The 16341-nt window shown below is 55.6% G+C and carries 11 protein-coding genes; 8 read left to right on the top strand and 3 right to left on the bottom strand.

Annotated elements, in window-relative coordinates; genetic code table 11:
• Positions 1 to 77: 77 nt before the first annotated feature.
• Positions 78 to 1985, bottom strand: coding sequence for a 3-dehydroshikimate dehydratase QuiC (gene quiC / locus AO242_RS18215; RefSeq protein WP_027902112.1), 1908 nt, complete (start codon positions 1983 to 1985; stop codon positions 78 to 80).
• 593 nt (positions 1986 to 2578) lie between these two features.
• Here quiC and AO242_RS18210 point away from each other — a divergent pair.
• From AO242_RS18210 to AO242_RS18190, 5 genes are all read left to right on the top strand, one after another.
• Positions 2579 to 3916: an MFS transporter gene (locus AO242_RS18210; RefSeq protein ID WP_099269815.1), complete on the top strand. Its 1338-nt coding sequence runs from the start codon at positions 2579 to 2581 to the stop codon at positions 3914 to 3916.
• 206 nt (positions 3917 to 4122) lie between these two features.
• Complete coding sequence (locus tag AO242_RS18205) at positions 4123 to 4914, top strand: CPBP family intramembrane glutamic endopeptidase (protein ID WP_099269814.1); 792 nt, start codon at positions 4123 to 4125, stop codon at positions 4912 to 4914.
• Between the two features lie 104 nt (positions 4915 to 5018).
• Positions 5019 to 6584, top strand: a complete 1566-nt coding sequence (locus AO242_RS18200) for a methyl-accepting chemotaxis protein (protein ID WP_099269880.1) — start codon at positions 5019 to 5021, stop codon at positions 6582 to 6584.
• A gap of 326 nt (positions 6585 to 6910) precedes the next feature.
• On the top strand, positions 6911 to 7576 hold the full coding sequence (locus AO242_RS18195; RefSeq protein WP_218927846.1) for a hypothetical protein: 666 nt from the start codon (positions 6911 to 6913) through the stop codon (positions 7574 to 7576).
• A 276-nt stretch (positions 7577 to 7852) separates the two neighbouring features.
• A complete protein-coding gene (locus tag AO242_RS18190) occupies positions 7853 to 8428 on the top strand; it encodes a hypothetical protein (RefSeq protein ID WP_257153460.1) in 576 nt (191 codons plus the stop codon).
• Between the two features lie 104 nt (positions 8429 to 8532).
• On the opposite strand, the gene AO242_RS18185 is transcribed toward AO242_RS18190, so the two are convergent.
• Positions 8533 to 10800 carry an autotransporter outer membrane beta-barrel domain-containing protein gene (locus AO242_RS18185; RefSeq protein WP_257153465.1) on the bottom strand — a complete coding sequence of 756 codons (2268 nt, stop codon included), beginning with the start codon at positions 10798 to 10800 and terminating at the stop codon, positions 8533 to 8535.
• A gap of 354 nt (positions 10801 to 11154) precedes the next feature.
• Between AO242_RS18185 and AO242_RS18180 the strand changes: the two genes are divergently transcribed.
• The 3 genes from AO242_RS18180 (at position 11155) to AO242_RS18170 (ending at position 15570) form a co-directional block, all read left to right on the top strand.
• Positions 11155 to 13026 (top strand): hypothetical protein, encoded by a 1872-nt coding sequence (locus AO242_RS18180; RefSeq protein ID WP_099269812.1) that lies wholly within the window; start codon positions 11155 to 11157, stop codon positions 13024 to 13026.
• A gap of 59 nt (positions 13027 to 13085) precedes the next feature.
• Complete coding sequence (locus AO242_RS18175) at positions 13086 to 14987, top strand: hypothetical protein (protein WP_176560657.1); 1902 nt, start codon at positions 13086 to 13088, stop codon at positions 14985 to 14987.
• 118 nt (positions 14988 to 15105) lie between these two features.
• Positions 15106 to 15570, top strand: coding sequence for a hypothetical protein (locus AO242_RS18170; protein ID WP_099269811.1), 465 nt, complete (start codon positions 15106 to 15108; stop codon positions 15568 to 15570).
• Here AO242_RS18170 and AO242_RS18165 read toward each other — a convergent pair.
• Positions 15567 to 16256 (bottom strand): alpha/beta family hydrolase, encoded by a 690-nt coding sequence (locus AO242_RS18165; RefSeq protein WP_099269810.1) that lies wholly within the window; start codon positions 16254 to 16256, stop codon positions 15567 to 15569. The genes AO242_RS18170 and AO242_RS18165 overlap by 4 nt on opposite strands.
• Between the last annotated feature and the right edge of the window lie 85 nt (positions 16257 to 16341).

Genomic DNA, 16341 nt, shown 5'->3' with positions numbered 1-16341 from the left:
GGTCGGATCGGGGCGGTGCTATGTTTCTCATAGTCCTGGTGCCGCCCTCGAGGCTCAAAATGACTGCGCTACATGGATCAGAGCCGGGCCTGACGAGCGGCTCCGCTGCGTGTCTTGGCCATGGCTGCCAGACGTACTGCAACGTTGGCGGCGCCGTAACCCACATAGCCATTCTTGCGCTGCAGAATCTCGAAGAAAAAGCGATCGTCGAACGGCTCGGTGTACACGTGAAACAGCTCGCCGCCCTGGGCATCGCGGTCATAAAGCACGTTGTAATAAGCCAGTTCGCTGAGGAATTCGTCATCGAAATCAAAGCGCGCGGCCAGATCGTCGTAGTAATTGAGCGGGATGTCCAGCAGCTTCAAGCCAGCCTCTTTGGCGCGGCTGACTTCGGCAAAGATATCCTCGCAGGCAAAAGCGATGTGGTGCACGCCTGAGCCTCGATAACTGGACAGTGCGTGAGAGATTGCCGTGTTGCGGTTTTCCGAAATATTCAGCGGCAAACGCACTGTGCTGCAACGGCTGCGCAACGCCCGGCTTTTCACCAGACCATAAGGGTCGGGCAGAACGACTTCGTCGTCGGCTTCGAAATCCAGCAGACTTTTATAGAACAGCACCCAACTGTCCAGGCTGTCGGCGGGCAGCGCCATGGCCATGTGATCGATGCGCTGTAGGCCGCCACCGGCCTGGGCGTTCGGGTTAACCATGAAGTCGATGTCGTATATCGATTCACCCGGCACAGCAGGCTCGACCAGGTAAATCAGGCTGCCATCCGGCGCGCGTACCGATGGCACTTCCCGCTCGTTAGGCCCGACCAGCCCGCGATACGGCTGACCTTTGAACGCCTGGGCACGCTCCAGCGCTGCCGAACCGTTCTCGACACGCAAGGCAGTGGCGCAAAGCGAAGGACCGTGGGCCTCAAAAAAACTGTGGGCAAATGAATAAGGTTCGGCGTTGAGCACGATCTTGATATCGCCCTGCCCCATCAGGCTGACCGCTTTGGACCGGTGCTGGCCAAGCCTGGCGAAACCGAGATTACTCAGCCAACCGGCAAGGCGCGCGCCCTGAGCGTCGTCCACCGCAAACTCGAGAAACTCGACGCCGTTGTAAGTGCTGGCAGGTGGCGGGCTGAACAACAGGTCCTTGGCAACGGGTTCATTCTGCTGCTCAAGCAACAGCCGGGTTTTCTCTTCCAGATAAAGCAACGAACGCAAGCCATCGGCAGCATTGGAACGCGGCGGCGCGGCACGGAAGCCGTCATTGAAGATTTCCAGCGACAGCGGCCCGGTGTAACCCGTTTTCAGAATCGGTGCGAGGAAGCCCGGCAGATCGAACTCTCCCTGGCCGGGGAAGCAGCGGAAGTGACGGCTCCACTCCATGACGTCCATGGCCAGAATCGGCGCGTCGGCCATTTGCACAAAGAAGATCTTGTCGCCGGGGATCTGCGCAATCGCGCTCGGATCGCCCTTTAGGGACAAGGTGTGGAAACTGTCGAGCAACACGCCCAAGGCGGGATGATCGACCTGTTTCACCAGATTCCAGACTTGTTGCCAGGTATTGACGTGCCGGCCCCAGGCCAGCGCTTCGTAGCCCACTCGCAACTGACGGGCACCCGCACGCTCGGCCAGCATCGCCAGGTCATCACGCAGGATATGTTCGTCACCCAGAGAGTCGGCGGCGCTGTTGCTGCAGACCAGCACCAGATCGGTGCCCAGTTCCTGCATCAAATCGAACTTGCGTTCGGCGCGGTCCAGGTTGCGGGGCAAGCGGTCGCGGCGGCAGCCCTCGAAGTCCCGGAAAGGCTGGAACAAGGTAATGGCAATGCCCAGATCGGCGCAGATCTGCCGCACATGGCGGGGGCTGCCATCGTAGTAAAGGAGGTCATTTTCGAAAATCTCGACACCGTCAAAGCCGGCAGCGGCGATGGCTTCGAGTTTTTCCGGCAGGGTTCCGCTCAAGGAAACGGTGGCAATCGAACGTTGCATGTTTGACTCCTGTGAGATCGCGACCTCTGCGGATCGCATTTCAAATGCCCCCCGAACGCAGGGACGGCAAAAGTACGGACGGGGGGTAACTGAATTATTCTCCCGGCCAACGGCCATCGCAATTCATAATGTACCAGACAGTTAGTTTAATGTTCGATAATCGCCCAAAAGCAGATTTGTCTGATTGACGCTTTTGTCGGCCGTGCTCAACATCAGCCGCACATTGTCGAACAAGGCCAACCGCCTGAAGTTGATAACACCCTTGCAAGCACACCATAACAATTTCAAAAACAGGGTCACGCACATGCCTTCATATATTGATTCCCCCCGCTTCCGTCCCGGTCCTGTTGGCTACTCAGCCCTGGCTCGCAAGCCGATAAATACCTCTCTATCGCCCGCATTGATAGAAACGCGTATCGGATCGGCTTCAGCCTGATTAAAATCCAGCGCCCACGAAATCAGCTCCTGCGGCGTAACCGTCGTTGTAGAGCACTGCGGCCCTCTTCGGCCACGATTCGAGACGCTTTCACAGATTGGCTTTTATAGCCTGATTCAGGGCCACTTGCCTGAATCCTGGAACGGACGGCTTAACCATGATTCACACACACTCTGCCGCCAAGACGGCTAACGTCGCTCATCCGCATGCCAGTATGGGCGAGAAAATCCGCGGTGCCATGGCCGTCGGTAAAGTTCGCTGGGGTATGCTCGCGCTGGTATTTTTTGCGACCACCCTGAACTACATCGACCGCGCCGCCCTGGGTGTCATGCAGCCCATCCTGGCCAAGGAAATGGGCTGGACGGCGATGGATTACGCCAACATCAACTTCTGGTTCCAGGTGGGTTACGCCGCAGGCTTCCTCCTGCAAGGTCGCTTCATCGACAGGGTCGGCGTGAAACGCGCCTTCTTCCTCGCCGTACTGTTGTGGAGTTTCGCCACCGGCGCCCATGGTCTGGCCACTTCGGCCACAGGCTTCATGATCTGCCGGTTCATTCTTGGCCTGACAGAAGCGGCCAACTACCCGGCGTGCGTCAAGACCACCCGGCTGTGGTTCCCCGCAGGTGAACGGGCCATTGCCACCGGCATTTTCAATGCCGGGACCAACGTTGGTGCGATGCTCACCCCTGCGCTGCTGCCGTTCATTCTGACCATCTGGGGCTGGCAAGCCGCGTTCGTCAGCATGGGCTTGCTCGGCCTGTTCTGGGTCGTGACCTGGCGCCTCAAGTACTACAACCCCGAAGAGCATCCGAGCGTCAGCCAGACCGAACTGGATTACATCAATCAGAACCCTGAACCCGAGCCGGTCAAAGTGCCCTTCTCGCACATCCTGAAAATGCGCGGCACCTGGGCCTTCGCCATTGCCTACTCGCTGACAGCGCCTGTGTTCTGGTTCTACTTGTACTGGCTGCCGCCGTTTCTCAATCAGCAATACAACCTGGGTATCAGCGTGACCCAGATGGGCATCCCGTTGATCCTGATCTGGCTGACCGCTGACTTCGGCAGCATAGGCGGCGGCATTCTCTCGTCCTGGCTGATCGGCCGAGGCATGCGCGCTACCACGGCCCGTTTGCTGTCGATGCTGATATTTGCCATCACCATCTGCAGCGTGATTTTTGCCGCCAACGCCAGTGGACTCTGGGTCGCAGTATTAGCGATCTCCCTCGCCGTGGGTGCGCATCAGGCCTGGACTGCCAATATCTGGAGTCTGGTGATGGACTACACGCCTAAACATCTGATGAGTACCGTGTTCGGCTTCGGCGGCATGTGCGCTGCAATCGGCGGGATGTTCATGACCCAGATCGTGGGCGCCGTTCTGACCGCGACCAACAACAATTACAGCGTGCTGTTCACCATGATCCCGGCGATGTACTTCATTGCCCTGACCTGGATGTACTTCATGGCCCCACGCAAGGTGGAAACGCTCAAGGACTGATTCACGCTGCGCATCCATCAGGCCGCTTCCTCGCAAGCGGCCTTTTTTTGACTTGCGGAAACATCCGACAAAACTTTCCCTCAGACAACACTGACAAAAGAACTGGAAATGAACACGCAGGATCAGTGAAGCTTGGCGCCCGCTTAAACACCAGCACTCTGCAAGCGGCCCGAAGCGACACGCGCGAACGGATTCCAGGAGCAACCATGCCGGCGATACGCTGGACCAGTCTGACTTTACTCACCCTCGGCTATTGCATTGCCCTGAGCTTTGGCGACCTCAGCCTGCCAGCAGCGGTGACTTTCGGGCTGCTGGTAATGGCAGGCATCTGCGTGACGCAATTCAGCCAGCGGACGATCGTGTGCTTCGGTCACGGGTTGTTCATCGCCCTCGCCTTCGGGTTGGCGATTCACTGGCTGCCCGGCTTCTTCAGTGAGCGGGTCATCGCGGCTCAACGCCTTTCCCCCGAAGCAGCACCCTTCTCGATGTACTTCTATCTGGACAAACCACTGATCGGCTTCTGGATCGTGCTGGCCTGTCCGTGGCTGTTACCGGCAATACCGGCAAGGCGAGCATTGAAAACCGCAGTGCTGACCTTGCTAGGTACAAGCTCGGTCTGCATGACACTGGCAGTCATGCTGGGCGTCACCGGCTGGTCGCCAAAATGGCCAGCGCAAGGCGTGCTATGGCTGTTGAACAATCTGTTACTGGTCACCCTCACTGAAGAGCTGTTCTTTCGCGCCTATCTACAGGGCGGTTTTCAGCGCCTGCTGCAACGCTTCCCTTACGGGCCAACGCTGGCGCTTTTTGCAGCATCCGCGCTGTTCGGCCTGGCCCATCTGGGAAGCGGATGGCAATGGGCACTTCTCGCAGGGATCGCCGGAACAGGCTATGGCCTTGCCTATCGCTTTGGCGGACTACAGGCAGCAGTGGCGACACATTTCGGGCTCAATCTGCTGCATTTCAGCCTCTTCACATATCCGGTTTTTAACCGCTAAATCAGTCATTGGCGTCCGTGACTTGTGGGTCATTTGGCAAAAACGCTCAATAAATGAGTATTTTTGTCGATAAAGTCACAAAGCCCCAGCGGATCGGACAGCTCATGCGTAATAACCAGCCCATCACTCAACGCGAACGGACATTCCCAGCACAACAGCGTTTGATTTCAACCACAGACGCCCGCGGCGTGATCACCTACTGCAACGACGCCTTCGTTGAAATCAGTGGTTTCTCTCGGGAAGAACTGCTAAACGCGCCCCACAACACCGTTCGCCACCCAGACGTACCGTCAGCGGTTTTCGAACATATGTGGAGCACGCTCAAGCAAGGCCTGCCGTGGATGGGCATCGTCAAAAACCGCAGCAAGAATGGCGATCATTACTGGGTTAACGCCTATGTCACGCCAATGTTCGAAAACCAGAAAGTCGTGGGTTTCGAATCAGTACGGGTTAAACCGACTGCTGAGCAGATCAGGCGGGCCGAAGCCCTTTACGGCCGCCTGAACAATGGAAAATCAGCCATTCCAGGTCGTGACAAATGGCTGCCGGTATTACAGGACTGGCTGCCATTCATCCTCGTCAGTCAGCTCAGCTTCCTGATCGGCGTATGGCTCAACACCAGCTGGGGCTTCGCCTTGGCTGCCGGTTTGTCGGTGCCGCTGGGCCTGCTGGGCCTGTCCTGGCAGCAACGTGGCATCAAGCGACTGCTGCGCCTGGCCGAGCAGACCACTTCTGATCCGCTGATCGCGCAGATGTACACCGACAGCCGCGGCCCGCAGGCCCGTCTGGAAATGTCGATCCTCAGTCAGGAAGCACGTTTGAAAACCTGCCTGACGCGTCTGCAGGACACCGCCGAACAACTGACCGGTCAGGCGCGCCAGTCCAACAGCCTGGCCAACTCCAGCTCCAGTGGTCTGGAACGCCAGCGCGTCGAGACCGAGCAAGTTGCCACCGCTATCAATCAGATGGCCGCTACCACCCAGGAAGTCGCCAGCCACGTGCAGCGCACGGCCGATGCCACTCAGCAAGCCAACCAGCTGACAAGTCGCGGGCGCGACATCGCCGGGGAAACCCGCGAAGCCATTCAACGCCTGTCGCGGGCCGTTGGCGAAACCGGCCTGACGGTCACCCAACTGGCTCAGGACAGCAATGAAATCGGCGGCGTGGTCGATGTGATCAAAGGCATCGCCGACCAGACCAACCTGCTGGCCCTCAACGCGGCCATCGAAGCAGCACGCGCCGGGGAAATGGGTCGCGGCTTCGCCGTCGTCGCGGACGAGGTTCGCCAACTGGCGCAGCGCACCGCCGAGTCCACCGGGCAGATCCACGGTCTGATCGCCAAGCTGCAAAGCACGGCAAACGCCGCCGTGCAGACCATGAACACCGGCCATCGTCAGGCGGAAGAAGGCGTCGCCAAAGTGCTGGAAGCCGATGAAGCGCTGGTCGGCATCAGCGAAGCCGTCGCCAACATCACCGACATGACCACCCAGATCGCCGCGGCTACCGAAGAGCAAAGCTCGGTCGCCGAAGAGATCAGCCGCAACATCGCCACCATCGCGCACCTTGCCGACCAGACCTCCGGCGAAGCGCAACGCTCGGCCATCCTCAGCGGCGAACTGACTGACACCGCCAACTCTCAGTACTCACTGGTGGAACGCTTCAACCGCTGATTATTGAGCGTTATCAAAAAACCCCGACAGACATGTTCTGCCGGGGTTTTTTATTGGCTATTGAAGCGTAAAGCGATCCCCCAGGACTACACAATTAATGAAGTAGATTGTAGGCAACTTCTGAAAGTAAATAGATAGGGTGTGTTTGGTTGATTTTTGGTGTGCGTGGCGTTGACAGGCAGAGCGGGTTCCGATTAGTTGATTTTCAGAGTTCACCTCACATAGATAACTACTGCACAAGTGGATATTTTTAGGGGCGGGTTCTGAATACTTCAATTAATTGATGGTTGCGCTGAATTAGAGGCGTGATCTGGAGAGTAAAAGAAATGAGCAAACACATTACCAAAAGCGGACTTCCAGTCCCGTTCGTACCCGCCGCCGATCCCGTTGACGGACTGCTACGGGTAAGTACTTTAAACAACCCTATTGATGTTGAGTTCCGCCTCTGGGAATTTACGTACCCAGGTTATTACGTACAGCTGATGCTAAATGGTGAGTTGGTCGGCGCAATCTGGACCATGTCCGATAGCGACACCTCAGGGGATATTATTTCGATGGTTCTCGATCCCGAACATTTGCTGAATGACGGTATTTACAGGTTGGGCCTTAGGGCCACCAACAATGAAAATGGCGTGAGTAGTGATTCTGCAACCACCTCGCTGATCGTTGATCGAACCTCCCCAGGCGCTGCTCTGCTGGCGCCTGCCATATTCGCAAGCGTCAGCTTTGGGGACTTCCTGAATGCAAAAATCCCAAGCTACGCAGGCATGGAACCCGGCGACTTGATCCAGACGGTCTGCAACGGGATTCAAGGTCCAACCTACCGCGTTCAACCGGAAAACCTCACCACCAGCCCCATCGAAATTTCCTTCACTCAGGAGTTTCTTGAAGGCCTGTTCAGTGACCGGGTAAATATTACTTACCACGTAACCGACCGTGCGGGTAACCGCTCGGTTCTTGCGCAGTCAGTTGAGATCACAATGCAGCGCTAACATCGCAGCCACTCGTTTGAATAGCAAAACAAAAATCCTGTACGCGTTTGCGTGCGGGATTTTTATTATATGCATGCGGGAAAAATCCGCGCACATGCTTGCACTTCACAAAACAAAACTATTCTCCACCACACCGAATGGTATGAGCCATTTATCGGAAGCGTCTGACTTGACCTCGCAAACACGACATCTTCTAATACACCCAACACAAGCCATGGACGCAACGCGACAAGTTAAACAACATATTTAAATCTATCTGTCATTCAGGACGAAAAGATGAACGAAGAGTTCACACCCGACGCACCCAACAATATAAAATCCACCGTCGACCAAGCCAGCGAACAGCCCTCACCGCTTAAGCAAGAGCATGCCTCGGAACTAACACTTGTCACTATTAACCCACTGCCAGAAGGCGCGGACTCCACTGTGTCAGTACAGCACCCCGACTTGAATATATCCCGTTATCTGAAGGCGCCCAGGCTGGCGAACGTCAAGCCCAACACCGTCAGCTATGAACAGGCCAACGCCGGGGTCCACATCAATATTCCCGGCTCGGAGAAAATGCGCCTCGGCGATACGCTTGTGTTTTATTGGGGCCAGAACAAATCCTCGACCCTGATTCGCCTACGCGACATCAGCAAGGACAGTACGGTACGAGTTCTGTGCGTCAGCTACGACCTGATCACTCAGGCCCAGTATGGTCTGGTGGACGTTTACTATGAGGTGCATCGCGACGAGTATCTGATTGGTACTTCTCCTGCGATACGTGTCACGGTCAATCGTGATCCAGCGCCTGCCAGGCAGAGAGCACAACGGAGGAATGGTCCGAGTAGCCCGGCAGTCAATGCCTGACAGTCCATAAAAGTAAAAACCCCCGACGATTGCTCGCCGGGGGTCATTCACCTCTGTGATGTTTTTTGCAGACTAACGCCCTCTTTACGCAGGGCGCAGGTAGATCAAAAGGCGAACTTCAACCCCACATTCGCGCCCCATGGCTGCTCGACCTGCTTGCCTTTCATGTAATCGAAATCGGCATGCAACTGCAGACGCTCCGACAAGGACACCGAAACCCCGGCCCCCACTTCGGCTCGAGAGCCGAACAGATCATTGTCGAAACGGGTGGAGTTGACCTTGACCTCGTTATCACGTGAGAACTCCTGAGCCGCTGCCAGTCGCAGATAGGGGCGCACCACGCCGCCATCCTTGAGGGCAATGCTGCGCCCTGCCGATGCTCCGACCTTGGCCAATACCGATTGAGTCTGGTTATTGCGTGCCTGCATACCGTTATCCAGCGCATAGCTGTCGCCTTTCACCCAAACGCTGGAAAACTGCGCATAGGGTTCGAGGAAGTAGCCATCGGCAAAGCGGATGTTTCTGCCGAACTCCAGCGATCCACCAAGACCGGTACTCTCATAATTCCCCTTGGCTTTCGCACCATCGCTCATGGCGACTCTGGATTCATTGCGAAACCGGTTGAGCTTGAGAATCGCGTCCAGGTAATAGCCGTCGTCCAGCAGCCAGGTACCGTAACCGCCCACATAGTAACTGCCGATCTTGCCGCTGGTACCTTGCCCGATTGCCAGATCGTTTTTGCTGTAACCCGCCATCAAGCCCAATGACAACTGCCCGACGCTCACTGGCAGCGGTGCATCGGCCCCTAATGTAAGGCCGCTCTGATTATTTCGATAATCAACCCCATCACCGGTGCTGGCATTGAATCGGCTGCCATACGCCCGCATCCAGCCGCCACCCTTTTCATGGCCACGCACCTCGCCTATGCGGCTACGTAACGTGTTCAACTCACTGCTCCAGATGTTCGGGGCTGCGTTGAACAGCGCCAGCACACTGTGAGTTGAAGGACTGATGCCCCGGCCCGAGCCGACGATAAACCAGTCATCGCCCTGCTGCTCCAGCTCGTAGGAATAGACGCCCAGATCCGCACGCCCGCCCAAAAGACTGAACTGCGCATCGCCCCCGTCGGTGTCCACGAGCAGCAACCGCTGCATGTCGGGGTCGACCACCTCAACACCTGTATTTTTCACGCGCAAACCGTGATTACCGCTCGCCTGGCCCTCGACCCGCAGTAAATCGCCCTGGCGTTCATCCAGATTGACCCGCATATCAAAGGTTCCGCGACCGGAGAGTTCGCCCAAGGTCAGCGTCTTGTGCGCTCCCTCGCCGAAACTCACTCGCCCGCCCCTCATCGCCAGCGAATTCACCTGATTGCTATCCGCCAGTGTCCAGCTCGCCCCGGAGTTGATCGCCAACTTATCGCCGTTGATGATATTGCCGGTGAGTTGGGCGTTGCGTTGCAGGGTAACGTTCAGGGTGCTGGTGGTGTCGGCAACGAGATTGCCGTTGAGGGTGCTGTTGTCGACGATTAAATTTACAGTGCTCAGATTATCGGCTTCCAGCAAGTTGCCATTACCTGACAGCAACGTGGATCTATTTTGAATGGTGATATCGGCAATCGCGCCATCGCTGCCTGCCTCCCCCGGACCAACACTGATGGCCGGGCCTTCGACGCCCTCCACAACGGAGCTGTCAATGACTATCGTACTCAGATGTTGAAGTGGAATGGCTGAGGAATCCAAGGCAAGCGCCACATTAATTCCGTTGTACTGACCGCGTACATGACTGTTTTCGGACACCGACAAGGTTGCCCCCATAACATTGATACCAAGGCCTCTGTTCTCCGCCGACTCAGCACCGTAGACCCGGCTGTCAGCAATTCTTAAAGAGCGGTTTACGCCTAAATTTATCGCCTTGCCTAACCCTGATAAATCACTGGAGCGCACGATTGCCTCGGAGCCACTACCACCCAAGCGCAATGCATATCCTGTCTCATTACGAATGACCGACCGTTCAATAGTCGCCTCACCGATATCAACCCTGATCCCTCCATTCACTACGCCATCACTTACATTGATAGCCGACTCCATAACCAATACCGAATTGACTACGCCGCCATTAATTATATTGAGAACCCCCCCCTTAGTAACATGATACGAATCGACCGGGGTAGAAGCGTCAACCGTCTTTACAACACCCTCTACCGGAACCACTTGCGTCAATTCACTCCCAATAAAAAAGCCCTGCTCATTAGCAGTTATATGTTGCTCTTGAGGCAAATTCGAGTGACTCGCCCAAGCATCCATACCAGGCGCCGCTCCAATAAAACAAGCGACTGCGATACGCCCCACACCAGTTTGTAAATAACGCATTTCGTGCGACACAAATTCGTCTCCCTATTTGACAGAAGACGCATTCTTCTCGACTTAATCACGGGACTACTACCTGACGCTAGCAGAGAATAGTAGGAAAACTCCTAGAACAATGAGCTTATTTCCTACATACACAGGGATTTTGTAGGAAACTTCTGAAAATCCCAGAAAGGTAAGATTTATCTACCACCTTCGGTTGACGTCCTGAGAAAAAAACGATTACTTCCGCCCTAACTTGAAATCAAGCAACGACACAAAGGTCGCTGTGAATTTTCCAGGTTATTACTTCAGAGGTGCACGCTATAAGCGGACCTCTATACGAATCGTAAATAATATCAAAAAAGGAATTAAACAATGAAAGCTACACCGAGAAAACCTCTCATTGTCCCGCAGTATCGAAAAGAAAAACAGGAAACAGTTGTTCACGAGAAGCCAGATGTACCGGTCGCCTTCCATGACGACGACACACCAGGCCTGCTGCCGATCTCTGCACTGGAACGTCCCGTAACCGTCACACTAAAAGTCTGGCCGGGTGCACGCCCCGGCTATACCTATCAACTAGTCTGGAACAACGTGCCTTACGGCGACGCAGAGTTCATTAGCGAAGATGAGCAACCGGGCGACCCTCTCACGCTACAGATCCCGGTCAGCCTGTTGGATGAAGGTGTCCACATGCTGCAATACCGAACTTACAACCCGTTGAGTGAGGTAGCAAATCGCTCGTTCCCCTATATGGTGGTTATTGATAAAACACCACCAGGCTCCCCGGAGTTGAGCCAGATTCAATTTCCTCCTGAAGTGCAGAACGGCCTCACGGCTGCCGAACTCGCACAACTGGGGGGCAGACTGGAAGCTCATATTGCCGGCTATACCGGCATGGCTAAACACGACCATATTCAGACAATGTGGGGTAACACCCCAGGACCGAGCGCAAACGTCGATGAAGATGACATGGGGCTCAATCAGGTTTCGGTGACATTCACCAAGAGCTTTCTGGAGAGTCTGGGTGAGCAGGAGCAACTGGTCACTTACAAGGTAAATGACCGGGCTGGAAACCTTTCAATTGAGTCGAATCCGGTACCAGTTTTCTTGAGACTGCAGGAAATTCCATCGGACTATCCCGCCCCAATCATTGACCCGGATCTGGGTAACCTGATTGACCATGCAGAGGCTCTGGTTGGTGTAAAGGTAGACATTCCTCACTACGACAATGCGAATGCACTGGATCAGATTCGACTTTTCTGGGGAGAGAGCAACCCTATGCTCCCCGTGTCCTTACCGCCGGGCAATGAAGACGAAGATATTGTTCTTTCTCTGCGCGTGCCGTTTGAAACCATCAATGCGCTACCTCCCGGAGAGGTGAAGGTCTCTTATGAGGTATCCCGACAAAATGAAGTCGTCGGCACCTCGCTCATCACCACTGTCGATGTGTTCCTGACGCTTCCTGTGACGAGTCCTCTGACAGCCCTGACGGTACAAGGAACCAGTATTGAGAACCCAAATACCACCGACAACTTTATTGACGAGGATGATTACGAGCTTAACGGTCGTGGCATCGTGGCCTGGAACCGGGACTTCCAGGTTAGCGATGATCTGAATCTTTATTGGGGTGATCAACAAAAACTTCAGTGGTATCAGATTAAAGCTACCGACGTAAGTGCGGAGAAGGATCTGATGATCCCGATTGACAACGAAATTCTGAAACTTCAAGGCACGGGCGCTGAAATTCCGGTGTATTTCACTCTGGTGCGAAACGGTAACCCCAACCCTGCGAAAGCTCCGCTACAGTCAGTAGTTGTTCGATCCAGAGAAGAGTTGCCTGGAGGTCCAGACGGACTGGAGGGGCCTCAATTCAAACTTAACTCCGGAGGCTACATTGCGCCTGTACTGAACCCAAATGGCGCCGACTTGCTGATAATACCTTATATCAACATTGCCAAAGATCAGAAAGTAACATTGACTTTCAAAGGCTTTGATGATGACAACACCCCCATTGAAGCGTCGAATTATACGGCTGCACGGGAGCTGGATGAGTTTGACATCATTGATGGCTACACATTCACCGTGCCATATCGAAACTTAAGAATGATCTGTACCGGATTCGCAGAGGTGAGTATAAAAGTTGAGCCACCACCAGGCAGTAACCAAAGTGCCGTGAACTCTACTGTGACGCGCGCACCTGTTCATATGCTGGACTCAGCCGAGCTGACTTGTACATTTCGATAAACATAGACACAGCGGGCCAAAGGGCCCGCTGCATCCTGCAGGTATAACTAGGAAAAATCATGCTTAATCAAAAAAATATTCCCTCGCCAGAACTTGAGGCACCCTCCGTGCCAAGCGCACTTGATAATGGAATCATCCCTATCGAGTATTTAAATAAACCGCTAATGGTAGAGTTAGATGTGTGGAGCGCGGCGCGCCCTCAATTTACTTATCAACTTCTGTTTGATGACATGCTCATAGGCCCGGAAAAAACAATCGATGATGAGCAGCCAGGAGAGCGCCTGACGCTTGAAATCCCTATTGCACTCATGAATGAAGGCCTGCATTACGTCGGCTATAGAACCAAAAATCCGTTTAGCGAACTCACTGACGATTCATTCACCACTCGAATCGAAATCGACCGCACCGCCCCCGGCAATCCCCTGCTCGCCCCCATCATCTTCCCGGCCGCCATCCAGAACGGCCTGACTTCAGCCGAGCTGGAGGCCTTGGGGAACAAATTGCGTGGCAAGATCGCAGGTTACAGCGATATGAAAGAAGGCGATGTGATCCGCACTTACTGGGGCTCTGTCGAAGGGCCTGTGGCAATCGTTGGCCGGGATGACATGGGCCTGCAGCGAGTCATGGTGGATTTCTCCCGGGAATTTCTGGAGAACATTGGTGATATCGAAGCACCAGTCTTCTACACCGTGACCGATCTGGCGGGCAATCTTTCGGTGAATGCTCAGGGGGTACAGATCAATCTACAACTTCGGGTATTGCCTGAACTGCCGTTGCCGGTGGTCAAGGAAGCCAATGGCGATACGCTTGATCCGGTGAACGCAACGCAGGGCGCGACGGTGGTCGTAGGTGCCTTGGCGCAACTTGCGCGTGGTGATCGCGTAGAGGTGCAGTGGCGCGGACCCAACGCAAGCGATAACAAGGAAAAGACGATTACCGATGCCGACGCAGGCAAGGACCTTGAGATGCTGTTCTCGGCGACCCTGGTCGAGGCGAACAAGGGCCAGACGGTATCGATCAGTTATGACGTCCTTCGTGCCAATGGCAGTGCGCAGGTTTCCGGAACGTTGCTGCTGAAAATTCAGGCAGGGGTTACCCGCCTCCCCGCCCCAACCATGGACACCGTCGGCCCCGACGGCCTGCTGACCCCATCAAAAATCCCCGAATCCGGTGCCACGGTGCGGGTGGGTTATGCGGACATGAGCAGTGGCGACAGTGTGGTCGTGACCTGGGAAGGCACAGCCCGTTACGACACGCCTGCGCAGGTGATCGGCGGCGATGCGCAGTTGCTATTCAATATCCCGAAAGCCTTCATTAACCAGACCATCGGCAGCTCTGCGAGTGTGACGTATACCGTGACGCGGGCGGGCACGGCGGTGGTTTCTGCGCCGCTGTGGTTGCGGGTTCAGCAGGGTATGAACTTCGACACGTCGCCTGTGAGCCTGGGCGGCAAGGTTTACCTGATTCCCGGCAGGCCGGATATCCTCCCGTCCTTTCCAGAAGGTACGACGGTGCGGCGCATTGCCAGTGGCGGGCAGGCGCCTTATGCCTATGTGTGCAGCGACACCCGTATTGCTCATGTGGATGAGCATGGCCTGACCTCGGTTCGGGGCAACGGTACAGCAAGGATTTCGGTGACGGATGCACTGGGTGAAACCAAGAGCTATACGGTCACGGTCACTGGCGTTATTCACTGCTTAGGACTGGGCTCTGGCAAGTATGCGCAGATGACTGCCGCCGCCGCAGGTCAAGGCGCGCGTGTCCCGGCGATTGATGAACTGAATCAGATCTTCAATGCTTATGGCAGTCGCTGGCCAATGGGTAACGGGCTGTACTGGTCGTCCACGGTAGCAGCGCAGAACCTGGTGGGCATGAAGTGGTACCTCATCAAAAATCTGGTAACCGGCGCTAACTTCAAGGTGCTGGAGCACAGCATCAGCCTTGGCGTAGGTATTCGCTGACGGTTGATGCACTGGGTTCAGACCGAAAACCGGACTTCCGGGCGTCGCACTACCTGTCAAGTGCGACGCCCTTCTCTGCATCCCCCAAATCACACACTGCTCAGCAAGGAGCACGTACATGAGCGCGTCCGCAATGCCTCGTAAATCGCGGGTCAGCCCGCCAACCTGCCAAGGCAGTTTTCAGGCGGTGGTCAATCAATCCCCTTTGGTAGTGTCGTTGCTGTCGGCGAGTCTGATCCTACGACCGGAGTTGTCACCGACGCCTCGGCAGTGGATCTGGAAGGTTATCGCTCAAGGCAAGGTCGGCCGTAAACGCGCCAGTATCGGCCTGTTCTTCGATCGGGATTTACCTTTGGGCACTCACGACCTGGTGGCCAGTGAGTACATCAAAGTCGTCTATCACCAGACGCCGAACAGCCAGAACATCATCTATCACTCAGGGCATATTCAGGCCGGGCAACTGACGCTGTTTGAGGCCGACCTGTCCGCGCAGCGTCTGAGGGGTGAGTTCGGCTTCAGTATTTCCGCCCTGGACTTCGCAGTGACCGAAGGTGAGTTCGATCTGCACTGCCTGCCGACTTAACCCAGCATGTCCGCGATACGCTTCGCGGTGTTCGCCAGGCAGTCTTCATAGCTGATGCCTGCCGACTTCAAGGGCTTGAGGTCGTGATTGGCGGCGGGAATCCACAGCACCTCAATCGCAGGGGACAGCGTGTAGGCTTCGACGCTTTCCTTGTTGCCCAAGGCATCCCGCTCACCCTGCACGATCAACGTCCGCGCTTGCAGATCTGCGAGGTGCGCGACCCGAGGTTTTTCCGGTTTGCCTGCCGCATAGAACGGATAACCCAGACACACCAACGCATCCACGTGCAGTTCATCTGCGATCAGGCTGGCCATACGCCCGCCCATGGACTTGCCGCCAATGGCCAGACACCCAGTGACATGGGGTCGCACACTGGCATGCACCTCACGCCAGCAGTCGAGTAATTGCGCTTGCGGATTCGGCGGCCGACGGCGTCCATCGACCCGGCGCTGCGCCATGTAGGGAAATTCGAAACGCAACACGTTGACGCCTTGTCCGGCAAGGCGCGCAGCCATGTCGTTCATGAAGTCGCTGTCCATCGGCGCACCCGCGCCGTGAGCCAGAACAAGCGTCGCCAAGGGCTTGCTTCGTGGGTCTGTGACCGCCTGATTCCATAACCAGCCGTGGTCTTTTGCCAGTTGTGCACATTGATCTTCGTCAATACCGGCACTTTGCCCAATGCTCATGCTTGCCTCGCTTTTGATGAGTCTGCCAATAACCCGGAGCTAAACCTGTGCGTAGCGCACCCGACCTGGCCTGGATGGGAAATAT

Origin of the sequence: Pseudomonas sp. ICMP 561, from assembly GCF_002699985.1 — a bacterium.
In the GTDB taxonomy this organism is placed as follows: domain Bacteria; phylum Pseudomonadota; class Gammaproteobacteria; order Pseudomonadales; family Pseudomonadaceae; genus Aquipseudomonas; species Aquipseudomonas quasicaspiana.
This window is presented reverse-complemented; position numbering and strand designations above follow the sequence as displayed.